Origin of the sequence: Micromonospora sp. NBC_00389 (assembly GCF_036059255.1) — a bacterium.
Taxonomy (GTDB): domain Bacteria; phylum Actinomycetota; class Actinomycetes; order Mycobacteriales; family Micromonosporaceae; genus Micromonospora.
In genome coordinates this window covers 351,171-372,290 of sequence record NZ_CP107947.1, presented here as the reverse complement: position 1 = coordinate 372,290, position 21,120 = coordinate 351,171, and the positions used below count along the sequence as shown (strand labels likewise).

Below are 21,120 nucleotides of genomic sequence, written 5' to 3'. Positions count from 1 at the left end.
AGCCGATCATATTCGAGCGTGCGGAGCCAACAGTGGTAATGCGTAGCAGCAGCCCCCTTCCGAGGATGAGCCGGCGCGGACGCGTCACCATCGCCGTCCTGGTCGGGGTGTTCGTGCTCTTCACCCTGCTCGGGTGGGGTGTTCAGGCGTGGACGGACTGGCTCTGGTTCGACGAGGTCCGCTACACCGAGGTCTTCACCGGTGTGCTGGTCACCCGGCTGCTGCTCTTCCTCGCCGTCGGCCTAGGCATGGCGCTGATTGTCGGCGGCAACCTGTGGCTGGCCCACCGGCTGCGCCCGCGGCTGCGTCCGCACTCGGTCGAGCAGGCGACCCTGGAGCGCTACCGGATGGCGCTCAGCCCGCGCCTCGGCACCTGGATCGCGCTGACCGCCGCCGTGGTGGGGCTCTTCGCCGGTCTCTCCGCGCAGAGCCGGTGGAACCAGTGGCTGCTCTTCCGCAACGGCGGCGACTTCGGGATCAAGGACCCGGAGTTCGGCGTGGACATCGGCTTCTACGTCTTCCAGTTGCCGTTCTGGCGGTACCTGCTCGGGGTCGCCTTCACCGCCGTGGTGCTGGCCGTGATCGGCGCGCTGGCGGTGCACTACCTCTTCGGCGGCGTCCGCCTCCAGGGCGTCGGGGACCGGATGAGCAACGCGGCCCGGGCCCATCTGAGCAGCCTGGTCGCGGTCTTCGTGCTGCTCAAGGCAATTGCGTACGTGCTGGACCGGCGCGCGATGCTGCTGGAGTACAACGAGGGCGCCAAGCTGTACGGCGCCGGCTACGCCGATGTCAACGCGTTGCTGCCGGCGAAGGAGATCCTGGCCTACATCTCCATCGTCGTGGCGATCGCGATCATCGTGTTCTCCAACGCCTGGATGCGGAACCTGGTCTGGCCGGGCATCTCGCTGGCCCTGCTCGGCGTCTCCGCGGTGGCCATCGGCGGCATCTATCCCTGGGCGGTGCAGACCTTCGAGGTCAAGCCGAGCGCCAAGGACAAGGAAGCGCCGTACATCCAGCGCAGCATCGACGCGACCCGGGCGGCGTTCGGGCTGGCGGCCACCGAGACCACCCCGTACGCGGCGAGCAACCTCACCCCGCCGGCCAACCTGGCCACCGACACCTCGGTGGTGTCGAACGTGCGGCTGCTCGACCCGCAGCTGGTCAGCGAGACGTACACCCAGCTCCAGCAGGTGCGTGGCTTCTACGACTTCGGCCCCAAGCTGGACATCGACCGGTACGGGGTGAACGGCAAGACCTCCGACTACGTGGTCGGCGTCCGGGAGATCAACTACGGCGAGCTGACCGACCAGCAGAACACCTGGATCAACCGGCACACCGTCTACACCCACGGGTACGGGCTGGTGGCCGCCCCGGCCAACCAGGTGGTCTGCGGCGGGCAGCCGTTCTTCGTCTCCGGCTTCCTCGGCGAGAAGGCCCAGGAGGCGTGCTCCTCGCAGACCGAGCAGATCCCGGCGAAGCAGCCGCGCATCTACTACGGCGAGCGGATGGCCGCCGACGACTACGCGATCGTCGGCCAGGCCGACCCGAACAAGAAGGCCGAGTTCGACCGGCCGGTCGGTGAGGGTGGCGGCGAGTCCTACACCTACACCGGTGAGGGCGGCGTGGAGATCGGTTCCTTCCCGCGGCGGCTGCTGTACGCCATCAAGGAGCAGGAGTCGAACTTCCTGCTCTCCGAGGCGGTCAACAAGGACTCCAAGCTGCTCTACGTGCGCAACCCGCGGGACCGGGTGGAGAAGGTCGCGCCGTTCCTCACCCTGGACGGCGACCCGTACCCGGCGGTGGTCGACGGCCGCGTGCAGTGGATCGTCGACGGCTACACGACGGCGGCGACCTACCCGTACGCCGAGCGGGTCAACCTGCAGACCGAAACCACCGACGAGTTGACCAACCGGGGCACCTTCCAGCTGGCCCGGGAGAACGTCAACTACATGCGCAACTCGGTGAAGGCCACGGTCGACGCGTACGACGGCACCGTGAAGCTCTACGAGTACGACGACACCGATCCGGTGCTCAAGGCGTGGAACAAGGCGTTCGGCGGTGACCTGGTGCTGCCGAAGGAAGAGATCCCGGTCGAGCTGACCGAGCACCTGCGCTACCCGGCGGACATGTTCAAGGTGCAGCGCAACCTGCTCACCAAGTTCCACGTGACCAACCCGGGCGACTTCTACTCCGCGCAGGACTTCTGGCAGGTACCGAACGTGCCGGACGCGCCGGACAGCGGCCAGAAGCAGCCCCCGTACTACCTGTTCACGCAGTTCCCGGGGCAGGAGGGCCCGCGGTTCCAGCTCACCTCCGCGGTCACCCCGAACGGCCGGCAGAACCTCGCCGCGCTGATCTCCGGGTCGTACGTCGACGGGAAGCCCCGGCTGGAGGTGCTGGAGCTACCGGACCAGACCCGGATCTCCGGCCCGGTGCAGGTGCACCAGCAGATGACGAACAACGCCAACATCCGCCAGCAGCTCAACCTGCTCTCCAGCAACCAGGCGCAGGTGCAGTACGGCAACCTGCTCTCGCTGCCGTTCGCCGACGGCATGCTCTACGTCGAGCCGGTCTACGTGAAGAGCAACCAGCAGGACGCGTACCCGCTGTTGCAGAAGGTGCTGCTCTCGTACGGCGACGGCGGCTCGTTCGTGGCGCTCGCCGACAACATCAACGACGGCATCAAGCAACTGGTCGACCAGGGCAAGCGGGCCGGACAGGGCGCGCCGCCACCCCCGACCACCGGTGGCAACCCGACGACACCGACGCCGGCACCGACGCAGACGCCGACACCGACGCCGAGCGCCGGCACCGGCACTCCGCCGCCGACCGGCGAGCTGGCCACCGCTGCGGATCGGGTGCAGGCCGCCATCACCGAGGTCCGCGCCGCGCAGACCTCCGGTGACTTCGAGCGGTACGGTCGCGCGCTGAAGGCGCTGGACGAGGCGCTCACCGCCTTCCAGCAGGCGCAGCAGGCGGCCAACCCGGCCGGTACGCCCACCGGTGGTCCGGCGCCGAGCGTCAGCCCGACCGGCTGACCCGCACTACCCGGAGCACCCTTTTCGGAGCCCTCGGCGTCGGACCCATCCGGTCCTGACGCCGGGGGCTCCGCCGTACCCGCAGCCGGTCCCGTTGTCGCCTCTCCGACAGGGTCCGGCCGGCCCGCAACCTGCGGCACCGGTTCGCCGTCCTCACTGCAACGGGGTGCGGACGAGGGGGGCAGTCGTGAGGGACGCGCAGAGCTTCGACGACTTCTACCGCAGCACCGCCCGGCGGATGTTGCGGTACGGCTACGCGGTCACCGGCGACCACACCGAGGCGCAGGATCTCGTGCAGGAGGCGTTCGCCCGGGCCTGGCGGCACTGGGGGCGGCTGGTGGCGCATCCGGCGCCCGAGGCGTGGCTGCGGCTGGTGGTGGCCCGGCTGGCGACCGATCGCTGGCGCCACCTGCACCGCTGGCGGGCGGTGCTGAGCCGTACCGGCCCCCCGCCGGCAGCCCCGCCACCGAGTGAGGACGGGGTGCTGCTGGTCCACGCGCTCCGCCAACTGCCGGCCGCCCAGCGGCAGGCGCTGGCCCTGCACTACCTCTTCGACATGTCCGTGGAGGAGATCGCCCGGGAGAGCGAGGTCCCGGTCGGCACCGTGAAGTCCTGGCTGTCCCGGGGCCGGTGCCGGCTGGCCGCGCTGCTGCCCGACCTCTCCGCGGTGGAGCTGGAGGCGAACGATGTCAGCTGAACTCTCCGACCTGTACCGGTCGCTCACCGCTGTGGCCGACGGCCAGGAGCTGACCCACCCGGAGCTGGTCCGGCGGCGCGCCGACCGGCGGGCCCGGGTCCGGATGGCCGGCACCGCGCTCGCGGTGGCTCTGCTGCTCGGCGGGGTGGCCGCCGGGGGACGGGTGGCATTTCCGGCGGACGGCCCCGCGCCGCTGCCGCCGCCCGCCGACACCCCCGGCCCGCTGCCGAGCGGGCCGGCTCCCCGCCCGTCCCCGTCCGCGCCGCCGTCCCGGTCCCCGACGCCGCCGTCCCCGACGCCGCCTCGCAGCACGCCGAGCGCCACGCCGTCGGCCCCGACAACCGGTACGGCGACGCCCCCGCGGCCCACCTCGATCCCGGACCGTGCCTTCTTCGTCCTGGCTGCTGCGAACCAGACGGGCCTGGAGTCGCAGGTGGACGGGCCAGCGCTGCCGGTGCTCTGCGCGGCCCGCTATCCCAGCGACTCCGCCGTGGTGCAGCGCCGCGGTCGGTACCTGGCCTACAAGCGGCCGGAAACCCCGCCGGGGTACGTGCCAGCGGGCAGTTACCGGCACACCATCACCATCTACCGGGCGGGCCGCGCCGACGATGCGCTGCGGGAGCTGCGGCAGGCCGTCCGCGACTGCCCCGAGCAGAGGTTGCCCGACGACACCAGGACCTGGCGGCAGCGGCTGCTGGACTCGGGGAGGTACGGGGACGAGTCGGTGCTGTTCGAGATGCGGGCGCCGTACCCGGAGGGCAGAGGCGACCCGGGCGGGGACGAGGTCCGGTTGGTTCGGGCGGTCCGGATCGACAACGTGGTGACGGTGCTCTGGGAACAGGGCTGGGAGGACACGGCGGCCGAGCGTGCCCAGGTCGATGCCGACAGCCGGCGGGCGGTGGCGGCGATCGAGAACTGGCTCGACTGACGGAAGCCCAGGTCAACGTGGTGGGCGGCGGCGGTATCGGGGTCGCTTTGCGGTGCCCCGGGTCGGTGCGCTACGGTTATCGAACCGACGCGGGGTGGAGCAGCTCGGTAGCTCGCTGGGCTCATAACCCAGAGGTCGCAGGTTCAAATCCTGTCCCCGCTACCACGACGAACGGCCCTCGAGGATCTGATCCTCGGGGGTCGTTTCGCATCTCCCAGCCGGCTCGACCGGCCGTCGCCGACCGGCCGCCGGCCCGCCTGATGTGGCCGCTCCGCCGGCCTCCGGGGCGGATGCCGGCCCCGCTGATCATCGCCAGAACGGATGGGTTAAGGTTAACCAGTCGACGCGGGGTGGAGCAGCTCGGTAGCTCGCTGGGCTCATAACCCAGAGGTCGCAGGTTCAAATCCTGTCCCCGCTACCACGACGAACGGCCCTCGAGGATCAAGTCCTCGGGGGCCGTTCCGCATGTTCGGCCCAGTCCGGTCCGCGCGGTCTCCGTCCCGCGATTCGGCGTGGACCAACATGCCGAGGTTGCGTCCTTCGGCGAGGATGGGCGCATGTCTTCATTCAGCAAGTGGTGGGGCCGGCTCAGCGCGGTCCTCGGTGCGGTCGTGCTGGCGGTCTTCGTGCCCGTCGCGGCCTGGGCGTCCACGGGTACCGGGGAGCTGGTGGTCGAGGCCGCCCGGCGGCGGTCCCGCGGCGGCGGCTTCGGTTTCCTCGGCCTGCTCTGCTGCCTGGTGGTGGTGGCGATCGTCGTGTTCCTGCTGCTGCGGCTGACGCGCAGCCGTCGGGGTGGGCCGCCGCGCTGACCCGGTCGTTCGCGCCGTGCCCGACGTCGGGGCTACCGGCTACCGGCGGCGGGCCACCGGCCAGCGGTCACGCCGCCAGGGCGGCGTTGGCCTGGGCGACGAAACGGGAGGTGGCCGCGCGGGTGCCGGCCCGTCCGGCGCGAATGCTCTCCGCGGCGGCGACCAGCAGGGTACGCACCTTGGCGTGCCCCTTCGGCGGTGGCGCCGGCGCCGGCCCGAGCTGGTCGGCGATGCTGGCACCGAACGCGGCGGCGCGCTGCTGGGCCGGGTCGGTGATGCTGCCCTCGGTGTACCGGCGGACGGCGAGACTGGCGTTGAGGCCACGTTCGTGGCCGAGGACGGTGCCGGCCTCGCCGTTCGTGGTCAGGAAGTCGATCACGTCGATGACGGTGTCCGGGTGACGGGTGCCGTGGAACCCGGCCCAGTACATCGAGGCCCGCGCCCACTGTGCACCAGGTGGCCCCGGGACGCCGATCACCCCAAGCTCGGCCTCGGTGAGCCGCTGCAGCTCCGGTAGCTGGTGGGACCAGGCGAAGGACGCGGCGGTCAACCCGGTGACCACCAGTTGCCGGGCCGGCTCCCCGCTGTCGGCCTGCTCGACCAGCGCCGCGCCCGGCGTGGCCCGCCCGGCGCGAGCCCGCTGCCACAGCTCGAACCAGGCGATCAGCTCGTCCGCGCCGAAGCCGAGCTGGCGCCCCCGGTAGAACTCGCCACCCTGAGAGCGCAGCCAGAGCCAGAGTGCCCGGTAGTCGCCGGACGGGTCCGCGGTGCCGGCCACCCGGCCGTCGCTGGCGTCGGTGACCTGCTCCGCCCAGGAGATGTAGTCAGCCCAGGACATCCCGGCGCGCGGCTCCGGCACCCGGAGCTCCCGGAGCAGGTCCCGGTTGAACACCACCGCCGCGAGGGTCTGCCCACCGGCGACGGCCATCGTCCGCCCCTCCACGGCGCCGTAGCGGATCAGGCCCTCCGGCAGGCCCCGCAGGTCCAACCGGTGGTCGGCCACCCGCTCGCTCAGGTCGAGGACGATCTGGCGTTCGGCGTACTCGGTCAGCATGGCGTCGTCGAGCTGGATCAGGTCCGGCACGTTGCCGCCGGCCGCCTGGGTGGCCAGCCGGTCGTAGTAGCCGTCGGCGCCCTGCCAGGTGACCCGGAAGGTGACCCGGGGGTTGCGTTCCGAGTAGAGCCGCAGCACCTTCTCGGTGAGCTCGGCCCGCTTCGTCCCTCCCCACCAGAAGACCGACAGCTCGACCGGCCCCTCCTCGGTCGAGGTCGCGGTGCCGTCGCTGCATCCGGCGAGGCCGCCGGAGGCCAGCAGGGGGGCACCGAGCAGCGCGGTGAGCACTCGGCGCCGGCCCGGGTCGGCGCCGAAGCGGTCGATCGGGGGTCGAACAAAGGGCACGGGGTCTCCAGGCACCTGCGGGCGGCGGTCGGACCATTCACGCAGGAGGCGCGGGGAGGTGTCAACGTCCGTCCGGTCACCCCTGCGATCGGCCCCGGCTCGGGTGGCCGGAACGGGGCCCCCGGTGCCACGTGGTGTACTAGGGCGCGTGGAACTTCTGCACTCGGGCAAGGTCCGGGACGTCTACGCCGACGGTGACGACCTGATCCTGGTCGCCTCGGACCGCATCTCGATCTACGACGTGGCGCTGCCGACGCCGATCCCGGACAAGGGCCGCCTGCTCACCGCGCTCTCGCTGTGGTGGTTCGAGCAGCTCGCCGACCTGGTGCCGAACCACGTCATCTCGGCCACCGACGTGCCGGCGGAGTTCGCCGGGCGGGCGATCCGCTGCCAGCGGCTGGACATGGTCCCGGTCGAGTGCGTCGCCCGGGGTTACCTCACCGGCGGCGGCCTGCGGGAGTACGAGCGCACCGGCGCCGTCTCCGGCGTACCGCTGCCCCGGGGGCTCGGTGAGGCGTCGATCCTGCCCGAGCCGATCTTCACGCCGTCCAGCAAGGCGCCGGTGGGCGAGCACGACGAGCCGATCACGTTCGCCGACGTGGTGGACAAGGTGGGCCAGGCCACCGCCGAACGGCTGCGGCAGATCACCATCGACATCTACCGGCGCGGCGCCGAGCTGGCCGCCGACCGGGGCATCCTGGTCGCCGACACCAAGATCGAGCTGGGCTGGGCGCCGGACGGCACCCTGGTCCTCGCCGACGAGCTGCTCACCTCCGACTCGTCGCGGTTCTGGCCGGCCGAGTCGTACCAGCCGGGGCGGGTGCAGTTCTCCTACGACAAGCAGTACGTGCGGGACTGGGCCACCGGCAGCGGCTGGGACAAGCAGGGCCCGGCGCCGGACATGCCGGCCGAGGTGGTCGAGGCGACCCGGGCCCGCTACATCGACGTCTACGAGAAGCTCACCGGCAACCGCTGGGAGTGATCGCCGGGACCGGCGGTCACTCCACCCAGTCGAGGGTGCGCTGTACGGCCTTGCGCCAGTTGCGCAGCTCCCGGTCGCGCAGCTCCGGGGCCATGGCCGGCTCCCACTGCGCGTCGGAGCGCCACTGCGCGCGCAGCGTGGCCAGGTCCGGCCAGAAGCCGACGGCCAGGCCGGCCGCATACGCGGCGCCCAGGCAGGTGGTCTCGGTGATCCGGGAACGGACCACCGGCACGTCGAGCACGTCGGCGAGAAACTGCATGAGCAGCCCGTTGGCGGTCATGCCGCCGTCCACCCGGAGTCGGCGCAGCGCCACGTCGGAGTCGGCGTTCATCGCGTCGACGACCTCGCGGGTCTGCCAGGCCGACGCCTCCAGCACCGCCCGGGCCAGGTGCCCCTTGGTGATGTAGCCCGTCAGGCCGGCGATCACGCCGCGCGCGTCGCTGCGCCAGTGGGGGGCGAAGAGCCCGGAGAACGCCGGCACCACGTAGCAGCCGCCGTTGTCGTCCACGGTGCCGGCCAGCTCCTCCACCTCCGCGGCCGTGGAGATCAACCCGAGGTTGTCCCGTAGCCACTGCACCAGCGACCCGGTGACCGCGATCGCGCCCTCCAGGGCGTACGCCGCCGGTTGGCCGTGGATCCGGTAGGCGACCGTGGTGAGCAGGCCGTGCGTCGAGGGGACCGGGCTGGCGCCGGTGTTGAGCAGCAGGAAGCTGCCGGTGCCGTAGGTGCACTTCGCCTCGCCCGGCTGGAAGCAGGTCTGCCCGAACAGCGCGGCCTGCTGATCGCCGAGCGCGCTGGCCACCGGCACCCCGGCCAGCACTCCGGTGGCCGTGCCGTAGACCTCGGCGGAGCAGCGGATCTCGGGCAGCATCGCTGCCGGTACGCCCATGGCGTCCAGCAGTTCCGGGTCCCAGTCCAGGGTGGCGAGGTTCATCAGCATGGTCCGGCTGGCGTTGGTCACGTCGGTGACGTGCTCGCCGGTCAGCTTCCAGATCAGCCAACTGTCGATGGTGCCGAAGAGCACCTCGCCGCGCTCGGCGCGCTCGCGGAGGCCGTCCACCTCGTCCAGCAGCCAGCGCAGCTTCGGCCCGGCGAAGTAGGTGGCCAGCGGCAGGCCGGTGCGTGCCCGGAACCGTTCCTCGCCGTACGCCGCCGCCAGCTCGCGCAGCAGCGGCCCGGTCCGGGTGTCCTGCCAGACCACGGCGTTGGCCACCGGGCGGCCGGTGGCCCGGTCCCATACCACGGTGGTCTCCCGCTGGTTGGTGATGCCGACCGCGGCCAGCCCCGCCGCGTCGGTGCCAGCGGCCTCCAGCGCCTCCCGGACGACCTGCTGGACGTTGTCCCAGATCTCCTCGGCGTCGTGCTCCACCCAGCCGGGTTGGGGGAAGATCTGCCGATGCTCGCGCTGGGCCGCGGCGACGATCTCCCCGGCCCGGTCGAAGACGATGCACCGTGAGGAGGTGGTGCCCTGGTCGATGGCGGCGACGTACTGGGGGGTCACCGCAGCACCGTACCCGGACCTGCGGCGCCGGTCGACCGGTGTCACGGCCGGGTTGCCGCCCGCCGCCGTCCGCCACCAAACGCTTCGCCTACGATGTGCGAACGTGCGCGACATCGCCGTTTTCAGTGGAACCGCCCATCCCGACCTCGCCGCCGAGATCTGCGCCCACCTGGGGGTGCCGCTGCATCCGGTGCGGGTCTCCCGGTTCGCCAACGACTGCCTGGAAGTCCAGTTGCAGGCCAACTGTCGGGAGCGGGACGTCTTCCTGATCCAGCCGTTGGTGCCGCCGGTGCAGGAGCACCTGGTCGAGCTGCTGCTGATGATCGACGCGGCCCGGGGCGCGTCCGCCGGCCGGATCACGGTGGTGCTGCCGCACTACGCGTACGCCCGCTCGGACAAGAAGGACGCGCCGCGGATCTCGATCGGCGCCCGGCTGGTCGCCGACCTGCTCACCTCGGCCGGGGCGGACCGGGTGCTTGCGCTGACCCTGCACTCGCCGCAGGTGCACGGCTTCTTCAGCGTCCCCGTGGACCACCTGCACGCGTTGCGCGAGCTGGCCACCCACTTCCGGCAATACGACCTCAGCAACACCGTGGTGGTCTCGCCCGACCTGGGCAACGCCAAGGAGGCGGCCGCGTTCGCGCGGCTGCTCGGCACGCCGGTCGCGGCCGGGGCGAAGCAGCGGTTCAACGACGACCTGGTCAAGATCAGCGCCGTGATCGGTGAGGTGACCGACAAGGACGTCATCGTGCTGGACGACGAGATCGCCAAGGGCAGCACGGTCGTCGAGCTGATGGAGCACCTGCGTGGCCTGAAGGTCCGCTCGATCCGGCTGGCCTGCACGCACGGCCTCTTCTCCGGCGACGCGCTGCAGCGGCTCGGCGACCAGGAGGGCGTACTGGAGATCGTCTGCACCAACACGGTCCCCATCCCGACCGCCAAGCGGGTCCCCAAACTGCAGGTCCTCTCGGTGGCACCGGCCCTGGCCGAAGCCATGCGGCGGATCCACAACGGGGAGTCCGTCTCCGCCCTCTTCGCCTGACCCGCCACCCGTGGGCGTGGCGTCAGCGTGCGGTGTTGTGGTTGTTGCTGGTGAGGGCCGTGGTGATGCGGACGGTGGTGCCGGCGGTGCCGGTGGCGACCTCCATGGCGTCGGTCAGCTCGCGGGCCAGCCAGAGGCCCCAGCCGCCGGCGGTGTCCGGGGCCGGCCGGCGCCGGTCGCCCAGCCGCTGCGCGCTGATCCCACGCCCGTGGTCGGCGACCTCGCAGACCAGCATCCCCGGCTCCAGCCAGAGCCGCAGCCATCCCCGCCCGCCGCCGTGCCGCACCGCGTTGGTGATCAGCTCGTTGATCGCCAGCACGAAGTCGTCCAGCCGCTGCCCGGTCAGCCCGGAGGCATGCGCGCAGGAGGTGACCGAGTGTCGAATCTCGGTCACCTGGGCCTGGTCGAAGGCCTCGGCGATCAGGAGGGCAGGTTCGATGGGCACAACCGTACGCGGTGCGTGCGGATCTGCGTTCGTCATGGCCCCGTCCCGACGGCCGATCGCGGAGTATTTCGCGGCATTTCCACCGTACGTCAGGGTTCCTCGGACCGCACTTCGCGCTCCCCGCCCGGCGGGCCCGGTTGTGGCATCCTGACCGCCATGTCGTCACCGCCGGGTGGTTTCGAGGTGCCGCTCTGGCGGGCGCTCACCGTGTTCCGGCTGGCGTCCCTCGCGTACGTCTGCGCGCTCGCGGTGCGCGACGCCGACCGGTACGCCCATCCGTTCCTCGTCGGCGCTCTCGTCCTGGTGATGATGGCCTGGACCGGGGCGACCGCGATCGGGTACGCCCGGCCGGCCTGGCGGCGCTGGCCGCTGCTGCTGGCCGACCTCGGGGTGGTGATGGCCCTCGTGCTGGCCACTCCGTGGGTGGTCGGCCGCGCGGCGCTCGCCGCTGGCGTGCCCACTCTGGGGGTGGCCTGGATGGCCGGCCCGGTGCTGGCCTGGGCCGTCTCTGGCGGCCGGCGGCGGGGCACGGTGGCCGCGCTGCTGGTCGCTGGCGCTGACCTGGCGACCCGGGAGCGGATCGGCCAGTCCTCGTTCACCGGGGTCATCCTGTTGCTGCTCGCCGGAGTGGTGGTCGGGCACGTGGCCCGGCTCGCGGTGACCGCCGAGGAGCGGCTGCAACGCGCGGTGGAGTTGGAGGCGGCCACCCGGGAGCGGGAGCGGCTGGCCCGGGGCATCCACGACTCGGTCCTGCAGGTGCTGGCGCTAGTGCAGCGGCGCGGCGCGCACCTGCCCGGCGAGGCCGGCGAGCTGGCCCGGCTGGCCGGCGAGCAGGAGGCCGCGTTGCGCGCGCTGATCGCCGGCGCCGCTCCGGTCGGTGACGCCGTCCCGGCGGGTGACGCCGGCCGGGGCGGCACGGACGTGGCCGATGCCGGCGCGGTGGACCTGCGGACCCTGCTCGGCCGGTACGCCTCACCGGCGGTGTCGCTCTCCGCGCCGGCCACCCCGGTGCCGCTGCCCCGGCGTACGGCCGGGGAACTGGCCGCCGCGACCGGCGCGGCCCTGGACAACGTGGGACGGCATGCTGGCGGGCGGGCCTGGGTGCTGATCGAGGACGAGGGGGAGACGGTGACCGTGTCGATCCGTGACGAGGGGCCGGGCATCCCGGACGGCCGGCTGGCCGAGGCGGCCGCCCAGGGGCGGCTCGGCGTGACCCAGTCGATCCGGGGCCGGGTGGCGGACCTGGGCGGGACGGTCCGGATCGTGTCGACCCCCGAGGCCGGCACCGAGATCGAGCTGACCGTGCCGAGGGCGGACCGGTGACCCCCGTACGGGTGATGGTGGTCGACGACCATCCGATGTGGCGGGAGGGGGTGGCCCGCGACCTGACCGAGGCCGGTTTCCTGGTGGTGGCCACCAGCGGCGAGGGACGGCAGGCGATCCGGGTGGCCGCCGCCGCCCGACCCGACGTGGTCGTCCTCGACCTGCAACTACCGGACATCTCCGGTGTCGAGGTGGTCCGTGGGCTGCGCGCGGCGCTGCCCGACGTGCGGGTGCTGATGCTCAGCGCCAGCGGCGAGCAGCAGAGCGTGCTGGACGCGGTCAAGGCGGGGGCCACCGGGTACCTGGTGAAGTCGACGGCGCCGGCCGAGTTCCTCGACGCGGTACGCCGCACGGCGGACGGCGCGCCGGTCTTCACCCCCGGCCTGGCCGGGCTGGTCCTCGGCGAGTACCGCCGGCTCGCCGCCGGCACCGGGTCGGGGTCGGGGGCCGGCCCGGCCGACGGCTCGGAGCCCGGGGCGCCCCGGCTCACCGATCGGGAAACGGAGGTGCTGCGCCTGGTGGCCAAGGGGCTGTCGTACAAGCAGATCGCGCAGCGGCTCGGGCTGTCGCACCGCACGGTGCAGAACCACGTGCAGAACACGCTGGGCAAGCTGCAACTGCACAACCGGGTCGAGCTGACCCGGTACGCGATCGAGCGCGGTCTCGACGACTGACTCGGCGGCGGGCCGACGGGTCAGACCGAGCGCGGTGGCTCCGTCTCGTGGATGGCCAACTCCTCGGCGGTCGCCCCGCCCCCGGCTGAACCGGCGTCGTACGCGACGGAGTCGGTCTCCTGGTCGGTGTGCGCCCCCTCGTCCGGTTCCACCAGCCGGCCCACGGTGGCGTCGGCCACCGTGCCGAGCTGGCCGTGGTCGTAGAGGGAGACCGGGGAGTTCGGGTCCGAGGTGGGCCCCGGGTCCATCACGTCGGCGTCCAGTTGGGCCTCCGCTGCGGCCGCCTCGTTGTCCGCCTCGAAGGCGATCTTCGGGTCGACCGGGCCGGCCAGCGGGTCGTCGACCGGGCGTTCGAAGGTCTCCCGCTGGAGCTTGTAGTCCAACGACTCACCGTCGAGCTGCTCCTCGGCGGTGGTCCCGAACCGGTCCACCGCCACGGGCGTCCGGTCGCCGGGCAGCTGGGCCGGATCCGGGCCGTCCGCCTCGCGCCCGGTGAGCACGTCGTCGTTGGCGGTCGAGTCGTCGTCGGCGGTGTCGGGCAGCCCCTGCGCCTCGGTGTCGGACACGGGGGTCGGGAACTCGTTGTCGCGCATGTCTGATCACTACCCGCTGCCCTCCCGGCATAACCGGGGCACTGCCGGCCGTGCGGTGTCGAGTTGGACAACAGGGCCGCAACGGCCCGTCAGCCGAGGGCGCTCGCCTCGTCTGCGGGGTGCAGCACGCACCAGACGACCTTGCCGTCCGGTACCACGCTGCTGCCCCACCGCCGGGCCATCGTGCCGATCAGCAGCAGGCCCCGCCCTCCGGCGTGGGTCGGCGGCACCAGCCCGGCGAACGCCGGCCGCCGCGGGGAGTGGTCGCGAACCGCCAGGTGCAGGGTGCTGTCCTGCGGAGCCAGCCGGACGGTCATCGGGGTCCGGGCGTGCGCCACCACGTTGTTGACCATCTCGGTGACCGCGATGCACGCGGGCTCGGCCAGCGCCGGCATGTCCCAGCGCCGGCAACCGGTGGTCACCAGCTCGCGGGCCTGCCCGGCCGCTCCGACCGTCGGGGCCAGCTCGGCGGTGAGCACCGCCGCCAGCGGCGCTGCGGCGATCGCGGCCAGCGCGCCGGCCAGGGTGGGCCAGGCCGGCACGCCGCCCAGCGCCGTGTCCGCGCGGCTGGGCCCGGGGACCGCCGGGTCACAGAGCAGCAGGTCAGCAGCGGGCCAGTCGGCGACCTCCCGACGGACCTCGGCGAAGACGCCCCGCCCGACCGGGTCGTCGACCCGCAGCCCGGTCACGTCGGCCACCACCGGGCCGGGCCGGTCGCAGAGTCGGGCGAGCAGCGCGTCGCGGACCGTGCCGGCGCAGGGGGCGTCGAGCACACCGGTCACCCGGACCACCGCGGACGACTCGTCGATCTCCACCAGACAATGCGCGCCGGCCGACATGATCGCCCGATCGTGCTCGCTGGTGACGGACGTCACTGTTCCTTCCTTCGCTCGCGACTGCGGGGCTCGCAGCACCGGCTCACTTCTCGCGCTGGCTTCCGGTCGCTCGATGCTCGGCATCACTGGTCCTGCCGGGTCCGACGGCTCATCGCCGCCATCGTGCCGACCGCGGTGCCGGCGGCGGCGAGGCCGAACGCGGCGGTCATCCGCACCAACTGCCGCCGTCGGCCGTGCCAACCGCCGTCCCGGTGGCCCGCCGCGTCGGCGTGGAACACGTTGCCGCTGCTGTCGACTCGGGCGCCCGGGCCGAACTGGGTGCGGTGGGTGTACCAGCCGAGGATGCGCTCCACCAGTGCGGGCGCCAGCCGCCACTGCAGGCCGAGGAGCCGGGCTGCGCCGCCGGCGTACGCCTCGCGGCGGGGCCGACGCAGCAGCCGGACGATGGTCTCGGCGACCACCTCCGGCGGGTAGACCGGCGGCGGTGGTACCAGCTCGCGTCCGCTGTGGTTGGCCGCGTGCCGAAAGAACGGGGTGTCGATGGTGGCTGGCAGCACCGTGCAGATGGAGATCTGCCCCCGGCCGGTGACCCGCAGCTCCTGCCGGACGGTGTCGGCGAGCCCGCGGATGCCGTGCTTGGTGGCGTTGTACGCCGACTGGTACGGCATCGCCACCTCGGCCAGCATCGAGGCGTTGTTGACCAGCACCCCGCCGCCGGCCGCGCCGAGGTGCGGCAGCGCGGCCTTGAAGCTGTGCACCGCGCCGAGCAGGTTCACCTCCACCACCCGGCGGAACTCGGCGACCGGGATCTCGTCGAAAAGCCCCACCGCTCCCACGGCGGCGTTGTTCACCCAGGCGTCGATGCGCCCGAACTCGGCCGCCGCCCGGTCGGCCAGCCGCTGCACCGACTCCAGGTCGGTCACATCGGTCGGCACGACCAGCGCCCGACCGCCCAACTCCCGGCAGCGCTGCGCGACCTGCCGCAGCGCCGGCTCGCTTCGGGCGGCCAGCACGACGGCGGCGCCCCGGCGGGCCAGCGCGTACGCGGTGGCCGTGCCGATCCCGCTGGAGGCGCCGGTGATCACCACGGTCGAATCGTCGAGGCTGCGGGTCAGCGGCATTCCTGAGCGGTACCCCCGACCAGGCCGGGTCATACCAAAGGTCCCTCGCCGATCCTCGTGGAACCGCCTCGTCGGGGGCTGCGCAGGGCGGTTTCGTGGTTGTCGTGGCGCAAGTGTCGGTGGCACCTGCGGGGACTGTTCCCGATCTGCCAGGTTTCGGCTCCCGACCTCTGGGTTAATGGGACGCTCTGACCGGGAGGACCACCGCCGAGGAAAGATCGCAGGGAGGTGACCCATGCGCGTCGGCCTCGTCTGCGCGCACACCAGCTCGTACCGGCACGCCGACGGCCCGCCGGTCGGCACCCAACAGCACATCGCGCGGGTCGCCGCCGAGCTGGCCGGCCGAGGCCACGACGTCCGGATCTACGAGCGCCGGGACGACCCCGGGCTACCGGAGACCGTTGACGTCGATGGCTACCAGGTGCGACGGGTGTCGGCGGGGCCGCCCACCCCGCTGCCCACCGCCGAGCTGATCCCGCACGTGACCGGCTTCGGCCGCTGGCTGGCCGACGAGTGGGCCGGCGCCTGGCGGCCCGAGGTGGTGCACGGGCACTACTGGATCGGCGGCCTGGCCGCCGCGCACGCCGTCCGGGAGACCGACATCCCGGTGGTGCAGACCTTCCACTCGCTCGGCGTCGAGCAACTGCGCCACCTGGGCGGTCGGTACGACGGGCCGGGGGAGCGGATCCCACTGGAACGCGCGCTGACCCGCGCCGTGGACATCGCGGTGGCCCAGAGCAACGACGAGGTGGACGAACTGACCCGGATGGGCCTGCAGCGCAGCTCGGTGGCGATGGTGCCCGCCGGGGTGGACATCGAGCAGTTCCACCCCGATGGTGAGGCGGCGCCGCGCGAGCAGCGGGCCCGGATCCTCTCCGTGGGCGGGCTCTCCCCGGGCCACGGCCAGGAGGACCTGATCCGGGCGATGCGGCTGGTCGGTGACGCTGAGCTGGTGATCGCCGGCGGGCCGCCGGCTGACCAGTTGGCCAACCACACGGAGGCACGCCGGCTGCGCGAGCTGGCCGAGCAGGCCGGGTTGGCCGACCAGGTACGGCTGGTCGGGGCGGTGCCGCACGACCAGATGGCGACCTGGTACCGGTCGGCGGACGTGGTGGCCTGCACGCCGCACTACTCCTCCGCCGGGCGGGTCTCCCTGGAGGCGATGGCCTGCGGGGTGCCGGTGGTCGGCTACGCGATGGGCGGCCTGGCGGACGCCGTCGTCGACGAGGTCACCGGCCGGCTGGTGCCCCCCGGCGACGTACGGACCCTCGGGGTCTCCCTGCGCCGGCTGCTCACCGACAACGCCGGGCGGTTCGCCTACGGCCACGCCGCAGTGGACCGGGTCCGGAGCAGCTACACCTGGGAACGGACCGCCGGTGCGCTGGAGCGCCTCTACGAGCGGGTGGTGAGCCGCCGCAAACCGGTCGAAGCCTGAGTCTGAGTCGGGATCCGCCCACGCCACGCCAGTCGTGGCGTGGGCGCCTGCTCAGCCGGGTCGGCCGGCGCCGACCATGGTCCGGCCGGGGCGTTGCGCCCTCGCGGAGTGCTGCTGCGGCTCGGCGTACCGGGTCAGCCCGATCACCGCGGCCAGGGTGACCAGGAAACCGACCGCGGCCAGCCACTCCCGCCCCGGCCAGATCTTGTCGTTGAGCAACAGCAGGCCAACGATCGCCGCCGGCACCGCTCCGGCGGCGTCCATCGCGGCGACCGCGGCGGTCGTCGAGCCGCGCTGCATGGCCAGGCCGAGCAGCAGTTGGCCGACGATCGAGTGGACGATCAGCAGGTAGAACAGCGGGTTGGCGAGGAACGCCTCGGCCGACGGTGCGGAGGCCAGTGGCCGGGCAGCCACCGCGGCCGAGGAGAACGCCAGCCCGGCCAGCGAGCCGAGAGCCACCGACCCGGGCGCTCCGTGCAGCCGGACGGCGAAGACACCGAGCACCGCGATCACGCCGAGCGCCACCAGCAGGGCGACCGAGCCGGCGGTGCCGAGCTGCCGGGACGGCGCCGGTCGCGCGGACAGCACCAGCGCGCTGATCCCGGCGAAGAGCAGGCCCAGCAGCACCACCTCGGCCACCGGCAGCCGCCACTTCAGCACCAGCACGCCGAGGATGGCGGTCACCCCGAGCCCGGCGGCCACGCTGGCCTGGACCAGGAACAGCGGCAGGTCCCGCCGGGCCAGGAAGGCGAGCACGAAACCGCCGATCTGGCAGCCCAACCCGACCAGGTACGTCCGGTGCCCGGCCAGCCGCAGCAGCAGCCCCGGATCGAAGGTGTGGTGCACGGTTGTGCGGGCCGCGGCCACCGACTGGAGCAGGTTGGCGAAGCCGTACGCGACAATCATCGCCGCGAGAAAGCACCAGCCGGAGGAGACCACCTGGCGAGGATAGAGGTTGCCCGGGGTCAATGCTCGGCTGGTCGATCCAGCCGGGCGAGGATGTCGGCGTGCAGCACACCGTTGGTGGCCACCGCGCTGCTCTCGGTGCCCGGCGCGCCAGCCGGAGCCGGTCGACCGGCCAGATCCGTGACCGTGCCACCCGCCTCGGTGACGATCGGCACCAGCGCCGCCACGTCCCACAGCGACAACTCCGGCTCGACCATCACGTCCAGTGCACCCTCGGCCAGCAGCATGTAGCCGTAGAAGTCGCCGTACGCCCGGCTGCGCCAACTGTCCCGCATCAGGTCGAGCATCGCGTCGAGCCGCCCGGCGCGTTCCCACCCGTTCAGGGACGAGTAACAGAAGCTGGCGTCGGCGATCCGTCGCACCGCGGAGACGCCGATCCGCTCGCCGGCCGCGGGGCCCGGCCCGGCGTACGCGCCCGCGCCCGCGCTCGCCCACCAGCGCCGGCCCAGCGCCGGGGCGGACACCACGCCGACCACCGGCCGGTCACCGTCGAGGAGCGCGATCAGGGTGGCCCAGACAGGCACGCCGCGGACGAAGTTCTTGGTGCCGTCGATCGGGTCGATGATCCACTGCCGGCCGTCCGGGGCGTTCGCCGGCTGGGCGCCGTACTCCTCGCCGAGCACGCCGTCGCCCGGCCGGTGCTCGGCCAGCAACGCGCGAATCTCCCGCTCCACGGCGGTGTCCGCGTCGGACACCGGGGTCAGATCAGGCTTCGCCTCGACCCGCAGGTCGAGCGCCCGGAACCGGGCCGTGGCGATGGCGTCGGCCCGGTCGGCGAGCAGGTGGGCGAGGGCGAGGTCGTCGGCGTACCCGGTCATGCCGGCAACCTAGCCGACGCCGGGTGGCTCACTCGTCGGGCCCGCGCCGGTCGCCCTCGCCGGGCCCGCGCTGGTCGGTCTCACCGCGCTGGTCGCCCTCGCCGGCCCGGGAGGCGAGCAACCGGCGGTACGAGGCCAGCCGGCGCGGGTCGGCCTTGCCGGCGGCCACCCAGGCGTCCAGCCCGCAGTCGGCCTCGTCGGCCGTGTGCGGGCAGTTGGGTGGGCAGTCGGCGGTCCCCTCCACCAGGTCGGGGAAGCCGTGCAGCAGGCTGTCGGCGGAGACGTGCGCCAGCCCGAAGCTGCGGATGCCCGGGGTGTCGATGATCCAGCCCGGGTCGGTGTCGATGCCGGGGATCGGTGGCAGCCGCAGCGCCACCGCACTGGTCGAGGTGTGCCGGCCACGGCCGATCGCGCTGACCACGCCGACCGCCCGAAGGGCGTCCGGGACGAGGCGGTTGACCAGTGTCGACTTGCCCACCCCGGAGTGCCCGACCAGCACCGACACCCGGCCGGCGAGCAGCGCGCGCAGCGCGTCCAGGTCGGAGTCGGGGCGGTTCAGCACGTACGGCAGCTCCAGCTCCGTGTAGTAGCCCAGCACCTCCTCCGGCCCGGCCAGGTCGGCCTTGGTGAGGCAGAGCAGTGGGTCGATGTCCGCGTCGTACGCGGCCACCAGGCAGCGGTCGATGAACCCGGTGCGCGGCGGCGGGTCGGCCAGCGCGCTGACGATCACCAACTGGTCGGCGTTGGCCACCACCACCCGCTCCAGCCGGCCCTCGGCGGTGGTCTCGTCGTCGTCGGCGGTGCGGCGCAGCACCGAGCGGCGCTCGGCGATCCGGACGATGCGGGCGAGAGCGCCCTCCGCGCCCGAGGTGTCCCCGACCAGGCTGACCCGGTCGCCCACCACGACCGACTTGCGGCCCAGCTCACGAGCCCGCATGGCGGTGACCGTGGGCAGCTCGGCCCCGACCACGCCGTGCTCGGCCCCGGCCAGCACGCAGGTGTAGCGCCCCCGGTCGACGGCGATGACGAAGCCGTCCACCGCGTCGGCGTGCCGGGGTCGGGTGCGGGTACGCGGACGCGACGATTTCCCGGGTCGGACCCGTACGTCGTCCTCGTCGTACTCCCGCCGTTTGGTCGCCAGGACCGCCCCCTGTCGCGTCAGCTCTTGCCGGTCACCATCGCTGACCATAGTGCCGGGAACTCCGGCATGGTCTTGGAGGTACACCCGACGTCGTCCACCTCGATGCCCGGCACGGCGAGCCCGGCCACCGCGGCGGCGTGCGCCATCCGGTGGTCGTGGTAGGTGCGGAACACGCCGCCGCGCAGCGGCCGGGGCCGGATCTCCAGCCCGTCCGGAGCCTCGGTGACGTCCGCCCCGAGTGCGGTGAACTCCCGCGCCAGCGCGGTCAGCCGGTCGGTCTCGTGGCCGCGGATGTGCCCGATGCCGGTGAAGGACGACGGCGAGTCGGCCAGCATGGCCAGCGCGGTCAGCGCCGGTGTCAGCTCGCTGACGTCGGAGAGGTCGGCGGTCAGGCCGTGCACCACGCCGGTGCCCCGGACGGTCAGCCCGGTGGTGGAGAGGGTGACCTCGCCACCCATCCGGTGCAGTAGCGAGCGGAGCTGCTCGACCGGCTGGGCGCTGCTGCGCGGCCAGCCCTGGAGGGTGACCTCGCCGCCGGTGACCAGGGCGGCGGCGAAGAACGGCACCGCACCGGAGAGGTCCGGCTCGATCTCCCAGCCGCGCCCGGTGAGCGGGCCGGGCTCGACGGTCCACACGTCGGGGGTGGTGTCGTCGACCGCCGCGCCAGCGGCCCGCAGCATCTGCACCGTCATCCGCAGGTGCGGCGCGGACGGCACCGGCGGGCCGACGTGCCGCACCACGACGCCCCGGTCGAAGCGCGGCGCGGCCAGCAGCAGCCCGGAGACCAGTTGGCTGGAGGCGGAGGCGTCGATCACCACTTCACCGCCGGTGACCCCGCCGGAGCCGAGCACGGTCAGCGGCAGGCTGCCCGCGCCGCTGGCGTCGATCCGGACGCCCAGCGAGCGCAGCGCGCCGATCAGCGGGCCGAGCGGCCGGGTGCGGGCCTGCGGGTCGCCGTCGAAGGTGATCCGCCCGTCGGCCAGCCCGGCCACCGGCGGGACGAACCGCATCACCGTGCCGGCCAGGCCCACGTCCACGTGCGCCGGGCCGGCCAGCGGGTGCGGCCGGACGAGCCAGCGTTCGTCGTCGCTGATCGACACGTGCGCGCCCATCGCCCGCAGGCCGGCCGCCATCAGCTCGGTGTCCCGGGCGCGCAGCGGCCCGGCCAGGGTCGACGGGCCGGCGGCCAGTGCGCTGAGCACCAGGGCACGCGCGGTCATCGACTTGGACCCGGGCAGGCGCAGCGTGGCCGCCACCGGGTCGGACGCGGTCGGTGCGGTCCACGGCTGCGGCGGCCGGGTCGCGATCAGGTTCCCCACGGTTACATTCTGCCGTGTCGGCCGGTGGGCGGCGCCGAACGGCGGTCGTACTC

At 73.1% G+C, this 21,120-nt stretch carries 18 protein-coding genes, 2 tRNA genes and 1 pseudogene; 11 read left to right on the top strand and 10 right to left on the bottom strand.

Annotated elements, in window-relative coordinates; genetic code table 11:
- Positions 1-38 precede the first annotated feature (38 nt).
- The 6 genes from OG470_RS01775 to OG470_RS01750 all read left to right on the top strand — a co-directional run bounded on the left by OG470_RS01775 (position 39) and on the right by OG470_RS01750 (position 5,472).
- Positions 39-3,038 (top strand): UPF0182 family membrane protein, encoded by a 3,000-nt coding sequence (locus OG470_RS01775; RefSeq protein ID WP_328420081.1) that lies wholly within the window; start codon positions 39-41, stop codon positions 3,036-3,038.
- Positions 3,039-3,225: 187 nt separating this feature from the next.
- Positions 3,226-3,735 carry an RNA polymerase sigma factor gene (locus OG470_RS01770; RefSeq protein WP_328420080.1) on the top strand — a complete coding sequence of 170 codons (510 nt, stop codon included), beginning with the start codon at positions 3,226-3,228 and terminating at the stop codon, positions 3,733-3,735.
- Entirely contained in the window at positions 3,725-4,663 is a 939-nt protein-coding gene (locus OG470_RS01765) for a hypothetical protein (RefSeq protein ID WP_328420079.1), read from the top strand. The genes OG470_RS01770 and OG470_RS01765 overlap by 11 nt, the downstream gene beginning before the upstream one ends.
- A gap of 88 nt (positions 4,664-4,751) precedes the next feature.
- Positions 4,752-4,828, top strand: a tRNA-Met gene (locus tag OG470_RS01760).
- 179 nt (positions 4,829-5,007) lie between these two features.
- Positions 5,008-5,084 (top strand) — tRNA-Met (locus OG470_RS01755).
- Between the two features lie 136 nt (positions 5,085-5,220).
- Positions 5,221-5,472 carry a hypothetical protein gene (locus tag OG470_RS01750; protein WP_328420078.1) on the top strand — a complete coding sequence of 84 codons (252 nt, stop codon included), beginning with the start codon at positions 5,221-5,223 and terminating at the stop codon, positions 5,470-5,472.
- Between the two features lie 67 nt (positions 5,473-5,539).
- On the opposite strand, the gene OG470_RS01745 is transcribed toward OG470_RS01750, so the two are convergent.
- Positions 5,540-6,871, bottom strand: coding sequence for an ABC transporter substrate-binding protein (locus OG470_RS01745; RefSeq protein WP_328420077.1), 1,332 nt, complete (start codon positions 6,869-6,871; stop codon positions 5,540-5,542).
- Positions 6,872-7,019: 148 nt separating this feature from the next.
- Here OG470_RS01745 and OG470_RS01740 point away from each other — a divergent pair, with 148 nt between their 5' ends.
- Positions 7,020-7,853, top strand: coding sequence for a phosphoribosylaminoimidazolesuccinocarboxamide synthase (locus OG470_RS01740; RefSeq protein WP_328420076.1), 834 nt, complete (start codon positions 7,020-7,022; stop codon positions 7,851-7,853).
- 16 nt (positions 7,854-7,869) lie between these two features.
- On the opposite strand, the gene glpK is transcribed toward OG470_RS01740, so the two are convergent.
- The gene (glpK, locus tag OG470_RS01735) at positions 7,870-9,354 is read right to left on the bottom strand and encodes a glycerol kinase GlpK (RefSeq protein WP_328420074.1); all 1,485 of its coding nucleotides are present in this window, start codon (positions 9,352-9,354) and stop codon (positions 7,870-7,872) included.
- Positions 9,355-9,457: 103 nt separating this feature from the next.
- On the opposite strand from glpK, the gene OG470_RS01730 reads away from it, so the two are divergent.
- Positions 9,458-10,396: a ribose-phosphate diphosphokinase gene (locus tag OG470_RS01730; protein ID WP_328420072.1), complete on the top strand. Its 939-nt coding sequence runs from the start codon at positions 9,458-9,460 to the stop codon at positions 10,394-10,396.
- Between the two features lie 22 nt (positions 10,397-10,418).
- Here OG470_RS01730 and OG470_RS01725 read toward each other — a convergent pair whose 3' ends face one another.
- Positions 10,419-10,877 (bottom strand): ATP-binding protein, encoded by a 459-nt coding sequence (locus OG470_RS01725; RefSeq protein WP_328420070.1) that lies wholly within the window; start codon positions 10,875-10,877, stop codon positions 10,419-10,421.
- A 120-nt stretch (positions 10,878-10,997) separates the two neighbouring features.
- Here OG470_RS01725 and macS point away from each other — a divergent pair, with 120 nt between their 5' ends.
- Together macS and OG470_RS01715 are read left to right on the top strand one after the other, a co-directional pair.
- Positions 10,998-12,164 carry a MacS family sensor histidine kinase gene (macS, locus tag OG470_RS01720; RefSeq protein WP_328420068.1) on the top strand — a complete coding sequence of 389 codons (1,167 nt, stop codon included), beginning with the start codon at positions 10,998-11,000 and terminating at the stop codon, positions 12,162-12,164.
- Positions 12,165-12,178: 14 nt separating this feature from the next.
- Positions 12,179-12,838, top strand: coding sequence for a response regulator transcription factor (locus tag OG470_RS01715; RefSeq protein ID WP_328426085.1), 660 nt, complete (start codon positions 12,179-12,181; stop codon positions 12,836-12,838).
- 20 nt (positions 12,839-12,858) lie between these two features.
- Here the strand turns inward: OG470_RS01715 and OG470_RS01710 are convergent, their stop codons facing one another.
- The 3 genes from OG470_RS01710 to OG470_RS01700 all read right to left on the bottom strand — a co-directional run bounded on the left by OG470_RS01710 (position 12,859) and on the right by OG470_RS01700 (position 15,388).
- The gene (locus OG470_RS01710; RefSeq protein ID WP_328420066.1) at positions 12,859-13,431 is read right to left on the bottom strand and encodes a DUF5709 domain-containing protein; all 573 of its coding nucleotides are present in this window, start codon (positions 13,429-13,431) and stop codon (positions 12,859-12,861) included.
- A gap of 89 nt (positions 13,432-13,520) precedes the next feature.
- Positions 13,521-14,306 carry an ATP-binding protein gene (locus OG470_RS01705; RefSeq protein ID WP_328420064.1) on the bottom strand — a complete coding sequence of 262 codons (786 nt, stop codon included), beginning with the start codon at positions 14,304-14,306 and terminating at the stop codon, positions 13,521-13,523.
- 83 nt (positions 14,307-14,389) lie between these two features.
- A complete protein-coding gene (locus OG470_RS01700; RefSeq protein ID WP_328420062.1) occupies positions 14,390-15,388 on the bottom strand; it encodes an SDR family oxidoreductase in 999 nt (332 codons plus the stop codon).
- A 235-nt stretch (positions 15,389-15,623) separates the two neighbouring features.
- Here OG470_RS01700 and OG470_RS01695 point away from each other — a divergent pair, with 235 nt between their 5' ends.
- Positions 15,624-16,823, top strand: a complete 1,200-nt coding sequence (locus OG470_RS01695) for a glycosyltransferase (protein WP_328420060.1) — start codon at positions 15,624-15,626, stop codon at positions 16,821-16,823.
- On the opposite strand, the pseudogene OG470_RS01690 reads toward OG470_RS01695, so the two are convergent.
- From OG470_RS01690 to aroA, 4 genes and pseudogenes are all read right to left on the bottom strand, one after another.
- Positions 16,781-17,729 (bottom strand): annotated as a pseudogene (locus tag OG470_RS01690) (hypothetical protein). The gene OG470_RS01695 and the pseudogene OG470_RS01690 sit on opposite strands and share 43 nt — an antisense overlap.
- 59 nt (positions 17,730-17,788) lie before the next feature.
- Positions 17,789-18,607: a histidinol-phosphatase gene (hisN, locus tag OG470_RS01685; RefSeq protein WP_328420056.1), complete on the bottom strand. Its 819-nt coding sequence runs from the start codon at positions 18,605-18,607 to the stop codon at positions 17,789-17,791.
- Positions 18,608-18,635: 28 nt separating this feature from the next.
- The gene (gene rsgA, locus OG470_RS01680; RefSeq protein WP_328420054.1) at positions 18,636-19,796 is read right to left on the bottom strand and encodes a ribosome small subunit-dependent GTPase A; all 1,161 of its coding nucleotides are present in this window, start codon (positions 19,794-19,796) and stop codon (positions 18,636-18,638) included.
- Positions 19,766-21,067, bottom strand: a complete 1,302-nt coding sequence (aroA, locus tag OG470_RS01675; RefSeq protein ID WP_328420052.1) for a 3-phosphoshikimate 1-carboxyvinyltransferase — start codon at positions 21,065-21,067, stop codon at positions 19,766-19,768. Before aroA ends, rsgA begins: the two co-directional genes overlap by 31 nt.
- Positions 21,068-21,120: the final 53 nt, after the last annotated feature.